Consider the following 16532-nt stretch of genomic DNA (forward strand, 5'->3'; position numbering starts at 1 on the left):
TCGCAAGGCGTGGAGGCGCCGCGACGCGAGGAATTCTTGGGGGATGGCATGAAAATCACGGTGCTCGGAGCCGGCGTTGTCGGTACGGCGGCCGCTTACTACCTGGCCAGCGACGGCCACGAGGTCACCGTGATCGAGCGCCATCCGGCGCCGGCGCGGGGCACCAGCCAGTCGAATGCGGGCCTGGTGTCACCCGGCGATGCTACCGCCTGGGCTTCACCGGCGGCGCTGAAGACGTTCCTGCGCGCGCTCTACAACCATGATCTCGGCATCAAGGTGCGGCTGCGCTTCGATCCCTATTTCCTCGCCTGGAGCCTGCGCTTCCTGCGACAGTGCACAAAAGAGCGACTGCGCGCCAACAGCCGGGTCAAGCTGCGCCTGGCGCTCTATTCCCGCGACTGCATCAACGCCATCTCCGCCGACACCGGCATCGGCTATGACGAGCGCAAGAAGGGCATTCTTTATTTCTTTCGCTCGCAGCACAGTCTCGACACCGGCACCGACAACTACCGCTATTTGGCCGAGCATGGCCTGCCGATCGAGATCGTCGGCCGCGACCGGCTGATCGAGCTCGAGCCGGGTCTTGCCGGCGTGAAGGAGAAGATCGCCGGCGGCGTCTATTCGCCGATCGACCAGACCGGCGATTCCCGGCAGTTCACTGAAAACCTCGCCGCCTACGCAGCCGAGAAACTCGGCGTGACCTTTCTCTACGGCACGACGGTCGAGGGCCTCGACATCGAGGGTGACCGGGTGCGCGCGGTGATGACCTCGGCCGGACCGGTTCTCGGCGATGCCGTGGTCATCTCGATGGGGCCGGAAAGCGGCCTGCTCGGGCGCCGCTACGGCATCGACCTGCCTGTCTACCCGGTGAAGGGTTATACCGCGACGATTCCCTTGGAGGACGAGAGCAAGGGGCCGACCATGGGCGGCGCCGACGAAGACCAGCTCATCGCCTATTCCAGGCTGGGCAACCGGCTGCGGCTTGCTTCGACCGCCGAGTTCACCGGTTTCGACCGTACCTTCCGGCCGAGCGATTTCGCAGCCATGTTCAGGACCGGCAAGGACCTGTTCCCAGGCGCCTTCGACGAGAAGAAGGCCGAGCTGTGGGCGGGCCTGCGGCCGATGATGCCGAACTCGGTGCCGGTCATCGGCCAGGCCCGCTACAAGAACCTCTATCTCGACACCGGCCATGGCCATGTCGGCTGGACCATGGCTTGCGGCTCGGGGAAGTTCCTTGTCGATCTCGTCGCCGGCCGCAAGCCGGAGATCGACCCGCAAGGGCTGGTCTACGGGGGGTAGGATGTCGGGACCGCAAGTCGCTATCGACCTTGGTCGCATCGAGCGCAACGCCCGCACCATCGTCGAACGTTGCGCCCTGTCGGGCATCAAGGTGTTCGGCGTCACCAAGGGCACCTGCGGCATGCCGCAAGTGGCGCGTGCCATGCTGCGCGGCGGCGTCGCCGGCATCGCCGAATCGCGTTTCGAAAACATCCGCCGGTTGCGCGATAGCGGCATCAACGCGCCGATCATGCTGCTGCGCAGCCCACCGATGGCGCGCGTCGAAGAGGTGGTGCGCACCGTCGACATCAGCCTGCAGTCGGAATTGAGCACCATCCGCGAGATCTCGCGCATCGCCGAGCGCATGAGCCGCGTCCACGACATCATGCTGATGATCGATCTTGGCGATCTCCGCGAAGGCATCTGGCCGAGCGACCTCATCCCGACGGTCGAGCAGATACTGCAGCTGAAGGGTGTGCGCATCGCCGGCATCGGCACCAATCTCGGCTGTTTCGGCGCCATCATGCCGACCGAGGAAAACCTCGGGCAATTGGTCGCCCATGCCTACAAGACCGAACGCCTGTCCGGCAAAAGCCTTGACTGGATATCGGGCGGCGCCTCGTCGTCGCTGCCGCTGCTGCTCGAAGGCAAGCTGCCGGCCGGCATCAACAATCTGCGCGTCGGCGAGGCGATCCTGCAAGGCGGCGTCGAGACCTTTCGCGGAACGCCATGGGCGGAACTCGAACCCGATGCCTGCCGGCTGACCAGCGACATTATCGAGGTCAAGCTGAAGCCGTCACGGCCGATCGGCCAGTCCGGCTACGACGCCTTCGGCAACCAGCCGGTCTTCCCCGACGAGGGTGACAGGCTGCGCGCCATCGCCAATATCGGCCGCGAGGACGTGCTGGTCGAAGGGCTGACGCCGATTGCCAAGGGCATAAGGGTGCTCGGCGCCTCCAGCGATCATCTGCTGCTGGATGTGCAGGATGCCGACCCGCCGCCCGCCGTCGGCGACCGCGTCGCCTTCCGCATGAGCTATGGCGCCATGCTGCTGGCGATGACTTCGGAATATGTCGAGAAGGCCCCGATGCACGACGTCGAGGATTTTTCGGGCCGCAAGATGGTGTCGATATCCGCCGAGCAGGAAGCCGCCGGCATCCTGGCTCGGGAGGGCACCGGCGCGCGGCTGGAAGCGATGAATTTCGACGTGGTTGAACTCGCCGATGTCGAACGGCCGCCCTCGGGGCTGATTCGGCTGAGCGCCGGTGCCGATCGCCGCATCGCCCACAAGGCGCTGACCGCAACGGCACGTGCGACTCATTCCTTTGGTCTGATCTGGATCGATTCCATCGCGGCCCTCATGCCCGAGGACGAGGACGGCATCGACCTGCCGGAAGGCTCGGTGCTGGCGCGCACGCTCGGCCTCGATCACAAGCCAGGCGCGCTGCAGCCGCAGCTGTCGCCGGAAAATGTCGTCATCGTCGGCCTGCGCCACGTCGACCCGGCCGAGGCGAGGGTGCTGAAGGATTCGCGCGTTTCGGCCTTCACCATGACCGATATCGACGCCATGGGCATGCGCGATCTGATGCATGAGGCGATCCGCATCGCCACCTCTGGCACGCAGGGCTTCCATGTCAGCTATTCGCCGACGGCGACCGAATTCGCCGGCTGGGCCGCGGGCTCCGGTGGGCTGACGGTGCGCGAAACGCACCAGGCGATGGAGGCGATCGCGCTCTCCGGCGGTCTCCTGTCGATGGATGTTTCAGGCCTTACCGCGGATCTCGAGCCACGGATTGGCACCGACGCGATCAACTTCGTCATGTCGGCCTTCGGCAAGCGGATCTTGTAGTCAGTCCTGCGTCTCGAGCGCGGCGCGCCATGCGCCGGCATATTCGGCCCAGGCCCTGTCAGTTGGCGGCTGCATTCTTTCGCCCTTGCCTTGCGCCGTTACCGGGCCTGATGCGAGCAGCGCGGCACCGATGCTGGTGCCCGTGGCGGCTTCCGAAGCGACAACGGCGCGCACTGTCGCTGCCGCCAGCATGCCGACAAAGAGCCGGTTGCGGGCAAAGGGACCTTCGACAATGGTCGGGCCGTCGGCGCCGATCAGGTCAAGGCAGGTCGCCGTCATCAGCGCCAGATAGAACGAGATGGCGGCAAAGCGCTGGCCGCTGTTTATGTCGTCAGCGTTGAGCCAAGTCGCGGCCCGATGTGGGAACGGCCCGGAGCCTTGCTGGGTCGATGGCAGCAGCAATGTCTTTCGCGCCAACACGGCGCCGACATCATCTTCGGTCCACGTCTCCGGCTGGCCTCCCGTCAGCACTGAGAACTCGCGGCCGCCCATGAAGCGGGCCGAGGGGACGGGATTGCCGCGTGCGTTGACATTGACCAGCGTGTCGCGCGCGGCATCCAGGACAATCTGATTGCCGCCGACAGCCATAGACACCACCCAGGTGCCGGTCGAGACCACAGAGAAGGGCGGCGTGTCGGACAGGAGATGCGGCAGCAGCGAGGCATTGGAATCGTGCAGGCCGCAGAACACCGGTGTCAGCGGATCGAGGCCGGTTCGCGCGGCAATCGCGGGCAGGATCGGGCCGAGCTGGTCCCTGGCTGGCCGTACCGGCGCCATCAGACGGCGCCACTCCAGCCTGTCGACCAATGATGAAAAATCCGCTGTCCATGGGTTCCACAGATCGGTGTGGCAGCCAAGCGATGTCACCTCGTTGGCGGCGACGCCGGTCAGCCGCAAGGCCCAGTATTGCGGGTACATAAGCATCGCCGTGGCCATGGCGAACTCCGCCGGGAAGCTTCTCTGCTGCCAGAAGAATTGCGCGCCGAGATTGAGGCCGAGCGGCAAGCGCGGCGTGCCGGTCTCGGCAAAAGGCGGACGGATGGCGTCATAGTCAGCCACCAGCCTGTCGGGGCCATCGAATTCGTAGTCGAGGACCGGCAGCACCAAATCGCCCGAGGCATCGACCAGCGCCCCCGTCGCGCCATGGGTGGTGATCGATATCGCGTCGATGCACTGTTCGCGGTTGAGACCGGCAAGGCTGTCGAGGATGAATGTCCACAAGGCCTCGACATCGTGATGCGGGTAAGGTGCTTGCCGAACCGGCGCATTCGCCATGCGGCGCAGCGCCACCTCGCTCAACGTCGTGAGGTCGACCAGCGCCACCTTGGCGTTGGTCTTGCCGATGTCGATGACGGCGATGTGGCGCATCGCGCTCATGCCATATGGAACACGGTTTCCAGCGGTACGGCCACCGGCTCGTTGTCCGGCTTGGTCTCCATGAGGTCGGCCATGTGTCCCCACCAGCGCTGCATCACCGGATGCTTGGGCAGATCGTCCATGTCATGGTCCTCACGCCGCCACAGCACGCCGAACAGAGTGCCGGTCTCTTCGTCGAGATGGATGGAGTAATCGGAGACGCCGGCCTGCTTCAGCAATGCGACCAGTGACGGCCAGATCTCATCGTGACGCTTCTTGTACTCGGCCTTCATGCCGGGCTTGAGCTTCATCTTGAACGCGTATTTCTCAGGCATCAGCGCCCTCCGCGCAGCCGCCGCCAGACGATCGGCAGCGCGATGACGATGATCAGGAGCAGGCCGATGAAGATCGACATGACGATGCCGGGTACGTTGAGCAGGCCCAGCCCGAAAGTCACCAACCCCATGATGAAGGCGGCAAGCACGACGCCAAGGATGCTGCCGGCGCCGCCGAGAATGCTGACACCGCCGAGCACCACCATGGTGATGACTTCGAGCTCATAGCCTTGCGCGATTGACGGCCGTGTCGAGCCGAGCCGCGAGGTGATCAGCACCGAGGCGATGCCTGACATCAGCCCGGTCAGGCAGAACAGGATGAACTTGATGCGGCCGACGCGCACGCCGGAAAACTGCGCCGCGACCGGATTGTTGCCGATGGCAAAGACGCGACGCCCGAAACTCGTCCGGTGCAGCACGAACCAGTAGACGACAGCCGCGATCAGGAAGAGCACCAGTTCGAACGACACCACCCACCATACGTAGCCTTGGCCAAAGAAAGCGAAGCTTTCGGGATAGCCCTTGTAGGCCTGGTCGCCGAGGATGATGAAGGCGATGCCGCGAAACAGGCTCATCGTGCCGATGGTGACGACGATGGATGGCAGGCCGAGCCTCGTGACCAGCAGCCCGTTGAAGGCGCCGCAGCCGAGCCCGACGACGATGCCGATCAGCACCAGCACCGGTGTGCCGGCACCGGCCTGCACCGCCATGCCCATCATGGTCGAGGCAAGCGCGATGATCGCGGCGACCGACAGGTCGATCTCGCCCGAAATGATCAGCAGCGCCATGGCGAAGGCGATCAGACCCTTCTCGGTGAAATTGAAGGTGAGATCGGACAGCGAATAGGGGTCGAGGAAGTACGGCGAGGCGAAGCTGTTGATGGCGAAGATGGCAACCGCCACCACGACCAGCAGCGCTTCCCAGGAAAAGACCGCCGAACTGAACGGCTTGTCGAGCCGGTCGGGAATGTGGCGCGGCGCAGGGACGTCGGTCATGCCGCCTCCACCTTTCTGAGGATGATACGGCCTTGCTGGCGTTCGCCGCGCGCGTTGAGGACCACGGCCAGGATGATGGCGCTGCCCGAAATCGCCATCTGCCAGAAGGGCGAGATGTTGATAACCGGCAACGCGTTGGAAATGATGCCGAGGAACAGCGCGCCGAGCACCGCGCCGCCGACCGAGCCGATACCGCCAGCGATCGAGATGCCGCCGATGACGCAGGCGGCGATGATGTTGAGCTCATAGCCATTGGCGACCTCGACCGAGGCGATCACATAACGCGAGATCCAGAGATAGCCCGAGAGGCCGCCGATCATGCCGGAGATGCAGAAGACGATGAATTTTGTCCGGCCGACATCGATACCCGCATAGACCGACGCCGTCGGATTGACGCCGATGGCGTAGATGGAGCGGCCGAGCGCGGTGCGTGTCATCAACACGAAGAACAGCGCGATGACCAGGACGGCGATCCACGACAGCACCGGAATACCGAGGAAGGCCGCGCGCTGAAAGCCGATGAAGTCGGGGCTCATCTTGTCGGCATTGACCCAGGCGCCGCCTGAGATGACGAAGGTGGCGCCGCGGTAGATGGTGAGCGTGCCCAATGTCACCACGATCGAAGGGATGTTCAGCCGCCACACCAGCAGGCCGTTGATGGCGCCGAGCACCAGGCCGACGACCAGCGCAATGACGATCAGCAGCGGGATCGGGATTGCCGGGTGCGCCGCGTTGAGCATCGCCACCACCATTCCGGTGAAGCAGAGGTTGGACGCCATCGACAGGTCGATCGAGCGGGTCAGGATGACAACCATCTGGCCGAGCGCCAGGATCATCAGGATCGAGGTGTCGTTGAACACCTGCCGCAGATTACCGGGATCGGCAAAGGCCGGGAAACGCGTCGAGATCAGGCCGATCAGCACGACGATGGCCGCGAGCAGCCAGATTTCGCGGTATTTCAAGAAAGTCTTCATGCCGCGATCCCTGCTGCCGTCCTGACCAGGGTCTCGGCATCCAGTCCCTTGTTGTCGAAGACCGCCGCGACGAGACCTTCGCGCATGACGACGACGCGGTCGGACATGCCGAGAATCTCAGGCAGTTCCGACGACACCATGATCACCGACAGGCCTTGCGCCACCAACTCGGCCATGAAGCCGTGCACGGCGGCCTTGGAGCCGATGTCGATGCCCTTGGTCGGCTCGTCGAGGATGATCACCTTGGGCGCGGTCGCCAGCCATTTGGCGATGACGATCTTCTGCTGGTTGCCGCCCGACAGCGTTCCGACATCCTGGCTGAGCGAAGAGGCGCGCAGATCGAGCCGTTCCGTGTAGGAGCGGGCCAGCGTGAACTCTTCCGCCAGCCGCAACAGGCCCGATCTGGAGGTGCGCTTGAGCGAGGGCAGAGAGACATTCTGGAAGATCGGCAGGCCGATCACCACGCCTTGCTTGCCGCGTTCTTCCGGCACATAGACGATGCCGGCATCGATGGAATCCGCCGCCGATTTCGGCACGATCGTCTTGCCTTCCAGCGTGATCGTGCCGCCTGTGGTGCGGGTGATGCCCGATATCGCCTGCATGACCTCGCTGCGCCCGGCGCCGACAAGGCCATAAAAGCCAAGGATTTCGCCCTTGTGCAGTTCGAAACCGATGTCGTTGAACTCGGTCGGATGCGACAGGCCGGAGACAGTGAGCACCGGCGCGCCGATCTCGGCCTTGCGCTGCGGAAAGATATGGTCGACCGCGCGGCCGACCATCATGCGTACGATCTGGCTCTGGCCGGCATCCTTGATCAGGCCCTCGCCGACCATCTCGCCATCGCGGAACACCGTGTAGCGGTCGGCGATGCGGTAGATCTCGTCGAACTTGTGGCTGATGAACAGGATCGCCTTGCCTTCGCCCTTGAGGAATTCGATGAGCAGGAACAGCTCCTCGATCTCCTTCATCGACAGCGCCGCGGTCGGCTCGTCCATGATGACGATCTGCGCGTCGATAGACATGGCGCGGGCGACGGCAACGAGATGCTTGTTGGCGATGCCGAGGTCCTTCAGCCGCGTGTCGGCACCGATATGACCGGCATGCATGGTGTCGAGAACTTCGCGCGCATTTTTGCGCATCGTGCGCCAGTCGATGGTACCGAAGCGCGTGCGCGGCGCGTGGCCGAGAAAGATGTTTTCGGCGACCGTCAAATCATCGAACAGCACGGTTTCCTGATGGATGGCGGTGACGCCATGGCCGAAGGCGGCGTGGGCGCTGGGTAGAGTGACGGCCTGGCCGTCGATGCTGATGGTGCCCGCGTCGGGCTGATAGATGCCGGTCATGATCTTGACCAGTGTCGACTTGCCGGCGCCATTTTCACCGATCAGCGCGGTCACCTGCCCCGGATAGAGCGACAGGCTGACATCGTGCAGTGCGCGCACGCCGGGAAAGCTCTTCGAGATGCCGGACAGCGTCAGGCGTGGGGCGGAGGCCAGAGGCCCCTCCTTTGCCGCGCCGTGTTGGGCTGTCGTGTCCATGGTCGTATCAAGCCCTGAGACAGGTCGGTTTAAAGTCGCGGCGGGACGTGAGTCCCGCCGCGTCAGCTTGAAAGGCTCCAGATTAATAGATCTTGGAGAACTTCTCGATGTTGGTCTTGTCGAACTGGAAGGGCGGAGCCATCGCAGCCGAGTTGGTGTCGTCGAGCGTGACCTTGCCGACGCGGCCGATCGACAGCGTCGCACCAGGCTTGGCCTCTTCCTTCTTCACCGCCAGATCATGGGCGAGGTAGACGGCGGAATAACCGAGGTCGATCGGGTTCCACAGCGCCACGGCCTGGCTGGCGCCGTTGTCGATGAACTTCTTGAACTCGGACGGCAGCGCCAGGCCGGTGACATTGACCTTGCCGATCAGGTTCTCGTCGGTGACGACCTGGGCCGCGGCAACGACGCCGACGGTGGTCGGCGCGATGATCGCCTTGAGGTTCGGATAGGACTTCAACAGGCCCTTGGCTTCGTCCGTGCTCTTGGCCGAATCGTCATCGCCATAGACGGTGGCGACCAGTTTGATCTTGGGGAATTTCTCCGGCAGGATTTTCTTGGCCGCGTCGATCCAGGCGTTCTGGTTGGTCGCGGTCGAGGAGGCCGACAGGATGGCGACGTCGCCGCCTTCCGGCAGATAGTCGGCGGCGAGCTTGATGATGGTCTCGCCGATCAGGCCGGTGTCGGACGGGTTGAGATGCAGCTGCCGGCCTTCCTTGGCGACACCCGAATCCCAGGAGATGACGGTGATGCCACGCTCCATGGCCTTCTTCAGCACCGGCACCAGCGCGTCGGCGTCATTGGCCGAAATGGCGATGGCATTGACCTTCTGGGCGATCAGCGAGTTGACCACTTCGATCTGCGCTTCTGCGGTCGCCTTGGTCGGGCCGGTGTAGATGATGTCGACATCGCCGAGTTCCTTGGCCGCCTCTTCGGCGCCCTTGTTGGCGGCATCGAAGAAGCCGTTGCCGAGCGACTTCACCACCAGCGCGATCTTGACGTTCTCGGCATAGGCAGCATTTACGAACATGGCGGCTGAAAAAGCCGCCGTAACCATCAATTTCTTCAAGAAGCTCATCGAATATCCTCCCTTGAGCGTTGCATTCCATCGCCGCTGCGGGCGCGAGTTGGCCTCAGGCCTGCAGTGAAGATTCTTCCTCGTTGGTTGCCGACTTGCGGGCGACGATCAGAGTCACGCCCGCGGTCTCTAACATCTTGGCTTCGCGATCTTCGATGCCGTCATCGGTGATGACGGTGGCGATGCGCGACAGGCCGCACAGGATCAGGCTGGAGCGTTTGCGGAATTTCGAGGAATCGACCAGCACCACCAGCTCGTCGGCCTGGTCGATCAGTTTCTGCTCCGCCTGGATCAGCAGCGGGTCGCCTTCCATCAGGCCGAGCGGCCCGAGCCCCTGCGCACCCATGAACATGCGGCGTGCGTAGAAATTGCGCGTTACGTCGTTGTCGAAGGGCGACAGGATGATGTTCTGCTCGCGGTAGATCGTGCCGCCCGACAGCATCACCGTGTTCTTGGAATGCTTGAGCAGGTGCTCGGCGATCGGGAACGAATTGGTGAAGATTGGCATGCGGCGGCCGGTCAGGAAATGCACCATCTGGAACGTGGTGGTGCCGCCATTGATGATGATCGGCTCGCCGTCCTTGCAAAGCTCCACCGCTTCACGCGCGATTGCCCGCTTCTGCGAAGCATTGATTGTCTCGTTGACGGAAAAGGGCCGGCCGGCGAGGCCGATGAACTGCGGCGGCGATATTGCTTCGGCGCCACCGCGCACCCGGCGCAGGCGCTTCTGGACGTGGAGAGCCGCGATGTCGCGCCGGATCGTCGCCTCGGAGGACTCCGTCAGGTCGACCATCTCCTGCACCGTCACCACAGGCTTTTCCTGGACGGCGGACAGAATGATCCTGTGGCGCTCTTTTTCGTGCATGGTTCCTCCCTGCCTGAGTATCTAGGCACCCAAAACGCGCAGTGTCAATCATTTCCGATCATATAATTTCATTGTGCAGTGCAATATGATTGATCTTGATCGTTTGTGATTGACAAGCGGCCAGCTTGCGTAGACATTCCCGGCAAAATGGACTGCGGGTTTTTGCGTCCCAGGGAGGATATCTATGCTCGACAAGCGCACCGGCGCGCGCCTCGCCAATCTGTGGGACGAGGCCAAGGCTCAGGCGATGAGCGAGCCGGAACGGCTCGTCTACCGCTCGAATGTGCTTGGGTCCGACAAGCGCGTCACCAATTATGGCGGCGGCAACACGTCCTCGAAGATCTGGCAGAAAGACCCGCTCAGCGGCGAGAACGTCGAAGTGCTTTGGGTCAAGGGCTCGGGCGGCGACAGCGCCTCGATCAAGCTCGACGGCTTTGCCACGCTCTACATGGACAAATTGCGGGCGCTGAAGGGGCTTTATCGCGGCCTTGCGCATGAAGACGAGATGGTCGGCTTCCTGCCGCACTGCACCTTCAACCTCAATCCGCGCGCGGCCTCGATCGACACGCCGCTGCATGCCTTCGTGCCGAAGCCTTTTGTCGACCACATGCATCCCGACGCCATCATCGCCATTGCAGCCGCCAAGGATTCGAAGGCGCTGACCAGGGAGATCTTCGGCGACGCCATTGGCTGGCTGCCCTGGAAGCGTCCGGGCTTCGAGCTCGGCCTGTGGCTGGAGAAATTCTGTCTCGAACATCCCACCGCGAAGGGTGTCATTCTCGAAAGCCATGGCCTGTTCACCTGGGGCGATACCCCTCGGGAATGCTACGAGACGACGATCTCGGTGATCAATCAGGCGATCGAATGGTTCGAGCGCCGGTCAGAGGGCCTCCCCATTTTTGGCGGCGAGGTGGTCAAGTCGCTCGATGTCGCGGCGCGCCGGGCCATCGCTGCCAAGCTGATGCCCAGGATTCGCGGCCTGATCTCGGAGAAGAGTCACAAGCTCGGTCATTTCGACGACCAGCACGCCGTGCTCGAATTCGTCAACTCCAGGGATTTGCGCCCGCTGGCCGCACTCGGCACGTCGTGCCCGGACCATTTCCTGCGTACCAAGATCCGGCCGCTGGTCATCGAATTCGATCCGGCAAAGCCCGACGTCGATGCGGTCATTGCCCGCCTCGCCGACGATATTGCCGCCTATCGTGTTGGCTACCAGGCCTATTACGACAGCTGCAAGCATGCCGACTCGCCGGCCATCCGCGATCCCAATGCCGTGGTCTATCTGATGCCCGGCGTTGGCATGTTCACCTTCGCCGGCGACAAGGCGACGGCGCGCATTTCGGGTGAGTTCTACGTCAACGCTATCAACGTCATGCGCGGCGCCTCGACCGTTTCGTCTTATGTCGGCCTGCCCGCGCAGGAAGCTTTCGACATCGAATACTGGCAGCTCGAGGATTTGAAGCTGCAGCGCATGCCGAAGCCGAAGGCGCTCGCCGGCCAGATCGCGCTGGTCACCGGTGGCGCCGGCGGCATCGGCCGCGCGACCGCCAACCGGCTGCTGCGCGAGGGCGCCTGCGTCGTGCTGGCCGATATCGACGAGGCCGCGCTCGCCAGCGCCAATGACGAACTGGCCAAGACCTACGGCAAGGATTTCGTCCGGCCGGTGGTGATCAACGTCACATCGGAGGACCAGGTCATCTCCGGCTTCGCCGAGATGGCGGTCGAGTTCGGCGGCATCGACATTCTGGTGTCGAATGCAGGTCTCGCCTCCTCGGCGCCGATCGAGGAGACGACGCTGGCGCTGTGGAACAAGAACATGGACATCCTGTCGACCGGCTATTTCCTGGTCTCCAGGGAGGCGTTCAGGCTGTTCCGGGTGCAGAAGATCGGCGGCAACGTCGTCTTCGTCGCCTCCAAGAACGGCCTCGCCGCATCGCCCAACGCCGCCGCCTATTGCACGGCCAAGGCCGCCGAGATCCATCTGGCGCGCTGCCTGGCGCTGGAGGGTGCTGAGGCACAGATCAGGGTCAATGTCGTCAATCCGGACGCCGTCCTGCGCGGCTCGAAGATCTGGACCGGCGAATGGAAGGAACAGCGCGCCGCTGCCTACAAGATGTCGACCGACGATCTGGAGGAGCATTACCGCTCACGCTCGATGCTGAAGCGTTCGGTGTTTCCCGAAGACATCGCCGAAGCGATCTATTTCTTCGCCTCGGACATGTCGGCCAAGTCCACCGGCAACATCATCAATGTCGACGCGGGCAACGCGCAGAGCTTTACGCGATAATCATTTGAAGGCGGCGCTGCCCCTCACCCTTACCCTCTCCCCGTAAGGACGGGGAGAGGGGGACGCCCACACCGGAGCGCTTCCCTTCTCCCCGTCCCAATACGGGGAGAAGGTGCCGGCAGGCGGATGAGGGGCAGCGCCGGCCGAACGCATTTGGGAGGAAATCGCCGTGTCCGAAACCATCATTTCCGCCGACCTCGTCGACAAGGACAATGCCGCGCGCAAGGCTGACCTCGAGCGCGATTACGCCTCGCTCGGCGAACGGCTCGACCGTCGCGGCATCACCATCGATGCCATCCGCGACAAGGTCGAAAAATTCGCGGTGGCTATTCCCTCCTGGGGCGTCGGCACCGGCGGCACCCGCTTTGCCCGCTTTCCCGGCGCCGGCGAGCCGCGCGACATCTTCGACAAGATCGAGGACTGTGCCGTCATCCAGCAACTGACGCAGGCGACGCCGACCGTCTCGTTGCACATTCCGTGGGACAAGGCCGATCCGAACCGGCTGAAGCAGGCGGCCTCGCGCTTCGGTCTCGGCTTCGACGCCATGAACTCCAACACCTTCTCGGACGCCAGGGACCAGAAGCTCTCCTACAAATTCGGCTCGCTGTCGCATGCCGACGCTGGCACGCGCAGGCAAGCGGTCGAGCACAATCTCGAATGCATCGAGATCGGCAGGACGCTGGGCTCCAAGGCGCTGACGGTGTGGATCGGCGACGGCTCGAACTTCCCCGGCCAGGTCAATTTCGCCAAGGCGTTCGAGCGCTATCTCGACGCCATGAAGGAGATCTACGCCGGACTGCCCGCGGACTGGAAGCTGTTCACCGAGCACAAGATGTACGAGCCGGCCTTCTATTCCACTGTCGTGCAGGACTGGGGCACCAATTACCTGATTGCGAAGGAGCTGGGCGACAAGGCGTTCTGCCTGGTCGACCTTGGCCACCATGCCCCCAACGTCAACATCGAGATGATCGTGTCGCGGCTGATCCAGTTCAAGAAACTCGGCGGCTTCCATTTCAACGATTCGAAATATGGCGACGACGATCTCGATGCCGGTTCGATCGATCCTTACCGGCTGTTCCTCGTTTTCAACGAACTGGTCGATGCCGAACTGTCAGGCGCCGAGGGCTTTGATCCGGCACACATGCTCGACCAGAGCCACAACGTCACCGATCCGATCGAAAGCTTGATGCTGTCGGCGGTCGAGGTGCAGCGCGCCTATGCACAGGCACTGCTGGTCGACCGCAAGGCGCTGGAAGGCTTCCAGGACGGCAATGACGCGCTGATGGCGACGCAGACGCTGAAAGCCGCCTACCGCACCGATGTCGAGCCGATCCTTGCCATGGCGCGGCTGAAAACCGGCGGCGCCATCGATCCCGTCTCAGCTTACCGGGCGGCGGGCTACCGCGCCAAGGTCGCGGGCGAACGCCCAGCGGTCGCCGGCGGCTCCGGTGGCATTGTGTAGGCGAACTCTGAGCCGATATTGCCTCACCGGTTTGCTTCTTGGGGTGGCCATTTTGTGAATGGACTCGATTGGTCCGAGAGGGTCTTCTAGGCGTCCCCCGCCCGGAGAACCCGCCATGTATCTCACCCGCCGAACATTGATCGCCGCCAGTCTTTCCATCACCTTTGCCTTCGCGCCATTAACGAGCGTCTTCGCCGCATCACCCGCGCCGGCCAAGGGCGAGCACGGAATGGTGGTGACGGCCCAGCATCTGGCGTCGGAAGTGGGCGTCGAGGTCCTGAAGAAGGGCGGCAATGCCGTCGATGCGGCGGTCGCCGTCGGCTATGCGCTCGCCGTCGTCTACCCCAATGCCGGCAATATCGGCGGCGGCGGCTTCATGACCATCCGCTTCAAGGACGGCAAATCGACCTTCCTCGATTTCCGCGAGCGCGCGCCACTGGCGGCGACCAAAACCATGTATCTCGACAAGGACGGCAACCCGGTGAAGGGCGCGAGCCTGGACGGCTATCTCGCCGTTGGCGTGCCTGGTTCGGTGGCTGGTTTCGAGATGGCGCGCGAAAAATACGGCACCTTGTCCAGACAAGACCTGATGGCGCCGGCAATCAGCTATGCCAAGGACGGGTTCATCCTCAATCAGGGTGACGCAGCCTCCTTTGCTAGCAGCGCCGCTCGGCTGGCTAAGGATCCCGCCGCTGCCGCCATTTTCCTGAAGCCTGACGGGAAAACCTACGCCACTGGCGATCGGCTCATCCAGCCCGACCTCGCCGCCTCGCTCGCCGCCATTTCCGAAGAAGGCCCTGATGCGTTCTACAAGGGCGCCATTGCCGATGCCATCGTCAAGGCGAGCGGCGCCAAGGGCGGTATCCTGGCCAGGCAGGATTTCGAGCAATACGCGGTGCGCGAACTGAAACCCGTGACCTGCTTCTATCGCGGCTACGAGATCACATCCTCGCCGCCGCCGAGCTCCGGCGGCGTCATCATCTGCGAAATCCTCAACGTGCTGGAGGGCTATCCGTTGTCTTATCTCGGCGCCGGTTCGGCCGAGACCGTCCATGTCATGGTCGAGGCGATGCGTCATGCCTATGTCGACCGCAATTCGGCGCTCGGCGATCCCGATTTCGTCGACAATCCGCTCTCGAAACTCCTGGACAAGACCTATGCCAAGGACATCCGGGAAAAGATCGACCCTTTCCGGGCTGGCGTCTCGCAGGATCTGATGCCGAAGGGCTTTGGCGAGAGCAAGGAGACTACGCATTATTCGATCATCGACAATGACGGCAACGCGGTCGCCGTCACCTATACGCTGAACGGTTCCTTCGGCGCCGGCGTCGTCGCCGATGGCACCGGCATCCTGCTCAACAACGAGATGGACGATTTCACCCAGAAGCCCGGCGTGCCCAATCTCTACGGTCTGGTCCAGGGCGAGGCCAACGCCATCCAGCCGAAAAAGACGCCCCTGTCATCGATGAGCCCGACAGTCGTGGCCAAGGATGGCAAGCCGTTCATGGTCATCGGCAGCCCGGGTGGCTCGCGCATCATCACCATCACGCTGGAAGCCATCGTCAACGTCATCGACCACGGCATGAACATCCAGGAGGCGATCGACGCGCCGCGCATCCACCACCAGTGGCTGCCCGACACGGTTTACATCGAGCCGTTTGGACTCTCGCCGGACACCGAAAAGCTGCTCGCCGGCATGGGCTACCACCTCGATCTAAGCGACGCGACCTGGGGCCAGGCCGCCGGCATACTGGTCGGCGGCAAGAGTCTGGCGGAAATCGAGAAGGGTGGCGGCGCCCGCTACAACGGCGCCATCGACAGCCGCGCCGCCTCCGGCGAGGCGCTGGGATACTAGGATCGGAAAAGCTGGAGCGCGGCGATTCGGGCTGCTCGCCTGCTGCTCCCGTGGATCGTCACAAGACCAGCGTGATGGTCGACGCAATCAGCATCAGGGCCGCGATGCCGACGAACAGCGCATAGATGCGCGGCCGGTCGAGCAGCAGCGCGTTTCCGGATATCCAGGCTGATGTGGCGCCGCCAAGCGCGTAGAGGAAGCCGTTGCGGTGCCCGAAGGTCATCGACGCCGCCATCAGCCCGCCGATGATCAGCGCGCCGAACACGATGATCACCGCGACCGCGTACTTCTCGAAATCGTTGCCGCTTCCCATGCTTGGACCGATCGCGTTCAACGTCGAAAGGTCGTCCGGGTCGAAGGGGCTGGTCGACCCATATTCGTCTTGACCGACAGGCTCTCGCATCATTCGTTCTCCGTATAGCGGCAACAAATCATCAAGCCTTGCCGAGCGCAACCCGATCGCACTGCGCTTGATGCGTTCGGCACGGTCTTCAACATGTTCCGACGGCGGCTTGCCGCCTGCTTTTGATTTGCCCCGGTCGTCTCGCAGCCCCAGGCAATCCAGGGCTGATCTGCCCGAAGGCGGCCATGGACCATCCAATCATGGGATGCGTTCGTGGAGGAAAGATGATGTCGGACATGGATTCCGCCGCGCGGAGG

General features: G+C 63.3%; 13 protein-coding genes. 5 read left to right on the top strand and 8 right to left on the bottom strand.

The genetic code is table 11. The features are described from left to right. Window positions 1-48 precede the first annotated feature (48 nt). The gene (locus BLS48_RS17675; protein ID WP_091579828.1) at window positions 49-1299 is read left to right on the top strand and encodes a D-amino acid dehydrogenase; all 1251 of its coding nucleotides are present in this window, start codon (window positions 49-51) and stop codon (window positions 1297-1299) included. 1 nt (window position 1300) lies between these two features. Continuing rightward, window positions 1301-3127: an alanine racemase gene (locus tag BLS48_RS17680; protein ID WP_091579830.1), complete on the top strand. Its 1827-nt coding sequence runs from the start codon at window positions 1301-1303 to the stop codon at window positions 3125-3127. Here BLS48_RS17680 and BLS48_RS17685 read toward each other — a convergent pair whose 3' ends face one another. From BLS48_RS17685 to BLS48_RS17715, 7 genes are all read right to left on the bottom strand, one after another. Continuing rightward, window positions 3128-4504: an FGGY-family carbohydrate kinase gene (locus BLS48_RS17685; protein WP_091579833.1), complete on the bottom strand. Its 1377-nt coding sequence runs from the start codon at window positions 4502-4504 to the stop codon at window positions 3128-3130. Then, window positions 4501-4818, bottom strand: a complete 318-nt coding sequence (gene rhaM / locus BLS48_RS17690) for an L-rhamnose mutarotase (RefSeq protein ID WP_091579836.1) — start codon at window positions 4816-4818, stop codon at window positions 4501-4503. The genes BLS48_RS17685 and rhaM overlap by 4 nt, the downstream gene beginning before the upstream one ends. Then, the gene (locus BLS48_RS17695; RefSeq protein WP_091579839.1) at window positions 4818-5813 is read right to left on the bottom strand and encodes an ABC transporter permease; all 996 of its coding nucleotides are present in this window, start codon (window positions 5811-5813) and stop codon (window positions 4818-4820) included. Before BLS48_RS17695 ends, rhaM begins: the two co-directional genes overlap by 1 nt. Beyond that, complete coding sequence (locus BLS48_RS17700; RefSeq protein ID WP_091579842.1) at window positions 5810-6787, bottom strand: ABC transporter permease; 978 nt, start codon at window positions 6785-6787, stop codon at window positions 5810-5812. Before BLS48_RS17700 ends, BLS48_RS17695 begins: the two co-directional genes overlap by 4 nt. Beyond that, a complete protein-coding gene (locus BLS48_RS17705; protein WP_091579844.1) occupies window positions 6784-8325 on the bottom strand; it encodes a sugar ABC transporter ATP-binding protein in 1542 nt (513 codons plus the stop codon). The genes BLS48_RS17700 and BLS48_RS17705 overlap by 4 nt, the downstream gene beginning before the upstream one ends. Before the next feature lie 82 nt (window positions 8326-8407). Continuing rightward, window positions 8408-9403: a rhamnose ABC transporter substrate-binding protein gene (rhaS, locus tag BLS48_RS17710; protein ID WP_065005696.1), complete on the bottom strand. Its 996-nt coding sequence runs from the start codon at window positions 9401-9403 to the stop codon at window positions 8408-8410. A gap of 55 nt (window positions 9404-9458) precedes the next feature. Further along, a complete protein-coding gene (locus BLS48_RS17715) occupies window positions 9459-10268 on the bottom strand; it encodes a DeoR/GlpR family DNA-binding transcription regulator (RefSeq protein ID WP_091579847.1) in 810 nt (269 codons plus the stop codon). A 184-nt stretch (window positions 10269-10452) separates the two neighbouring features. On the opposite strand from BLS48_RS17715, the gene BLS48_RS17720 reads away from it, so the two are divergent. The 3 genes from BLS48_RS17720 to ggt all read left to right on the top strand — a co-directional run bounded on the left by BLS48_RS17720 (window position 10453) and on the right by ggt (window position 15872). After that, window positions 10453-12555, top strand: coding sequence for a bifunctional rhamnulose-1-phosphate aldolase/short-chain dehydrogenase (locus tag BLS48_RS17720; protein ID WP_091579850.1), 2103 nt, complete (start codon window positions 10453-10455; stop codon window positions 12553-12555). 169 nt (window positions 12556-12724) lie between these two features. After that, on the top strand, window positions 12725-14017 hold the full coding sequence (gene rhaI / locus BLS48_RS17725; protein WP_091579852.1) for an L-rhamnose catabolism isomerase: 1293 nt from the start codon (window positions 12725-12727) through the stop codon (window positions 14015-14017). A gap of 115 nt (window positions 14018-14132) precedes the next feature. Beyond that, window positions 14133-15872 (top strand): gamma-glutamyltransferase, encoded by a 1740-nt coding sequence (gene ggt, locus BLS48_RS17730; protein ID WP_091579854.1) that lies wholly within the window; start codon window positions 14133-14135, stop codon window positions 15870-15872. 58 nt (window positions 15873-15930) lie between these two features. Here ggt and BLS48_RS17735 read toward each other — a convergent pair whose 3' ends face one another. Further along, window positions 15931-16278 carry a hypothetical protein gene (locus BLS48_RS17735; protein WP_167365132.1) on the bottom strand — a complete coding sequence of 116 codons (348 nt, stop codon included), beginning with the start codon at window positions 16276-16278 and terminating at the stop codon, window positions 15931-15933. Window positions 16279-16532 lie beyond the last annotated feature (254 nt).

It is taken from the genome of Mesorhizobium qingshengii, assembly GCF_900103325.1.
Classification (GTDB): domain Bacteria; phylum Pseudomonadota; class Alphaproteobacteria; order Rhizobiales; family Rhizobiaceae; genus Mesorhizobium; species Mesorhizobium qingshengii.

Bases quoted from the DNA above. Each gene is read 5' to 3' on its own strand.
- BLS48_RS17705 (WP_091579844.1), bottom strand. From the start codon at position 8,325: ATGGACACGACAGCCCAACACGGCGCGGCAAAGGAGGGGCCTCTGGCC.
- BLS48_RS17700 (WP_091579842.1), bottom strand. From the start codon at position 6,787: ATGAAGACTTTCTTGAAATACCGCGAAATCTGGCTGCTCGCGGCCATC.
- BLS48_RS17695 (WP_091579839.1), bottom strand. From the start codon at position 5,813: ATGACCGACGTCCCTGCGCCGCGCCACATTCCCGACCGGCTCGACAAG.
- BLS48_RS17680 (WP_091579830.1), top strand. From the start codon at position 1,301: ATGTCGGGACCGCAAGTCGCTATCGACCTTGGTCGCATCGAGCGCAAC.
- rhaS (WP_065005696.1), bottom strand. From the start codon at position 9,403: ATGAGCTTCTTGAAGAAATTGATGGTTACGGCGGCTTTTTCAGCCGCC.
- BLS48_RS17720 (WP_091579850.1), top strand. From the start codon at position 10,453: ATGCTCGACAAGCGCACCGGCGCGCGCCTCGCCAATCTGTGGGACGAG.
- ggt (WP_091579854.1), top strand. From the start codon at position 14,133: ATGTATCTCACCCGCCGAACATTGATCGCCGCCAGTCTTTCCATCACC.
- BLS48_RS17735 (WP_167365132.1), bottom strand. From the start codon at position 16,278: ATGATGCGAGAGCCTGTCGGTCAAGACGAATATGGGTCGACCAGCCCC.
- BLS48_RS17675 (WP_091579828.1), top strand. From the start codon at position 49: ATGAAAATCACGGTGCTCGGAGCCGGCGTTGTCGGTACGGCGGCCGCT.
- BLS48_RS17685 (WP_091579833.1), bottom strand. From the start codon at position 4,504: ATGAGCGCGATGCGCCACATCGCCGTCATCGACATCGGCAAGACCAAC.
- BLS48_RS17715 (WP_091579847.1), bottom strand. From the start codon at position 10,268: ATGCACGAAAAAGAGCGCCACAGGATCATTCTGTCCGCCGTCCAGGAA.
- rhaM (WP_091579836.1), bottom strand. From the start codon at position 4,818: ATGCCTGAGAAATACGCGTTCAAGATGAAGCTCAAGCCCGGCATGAAG.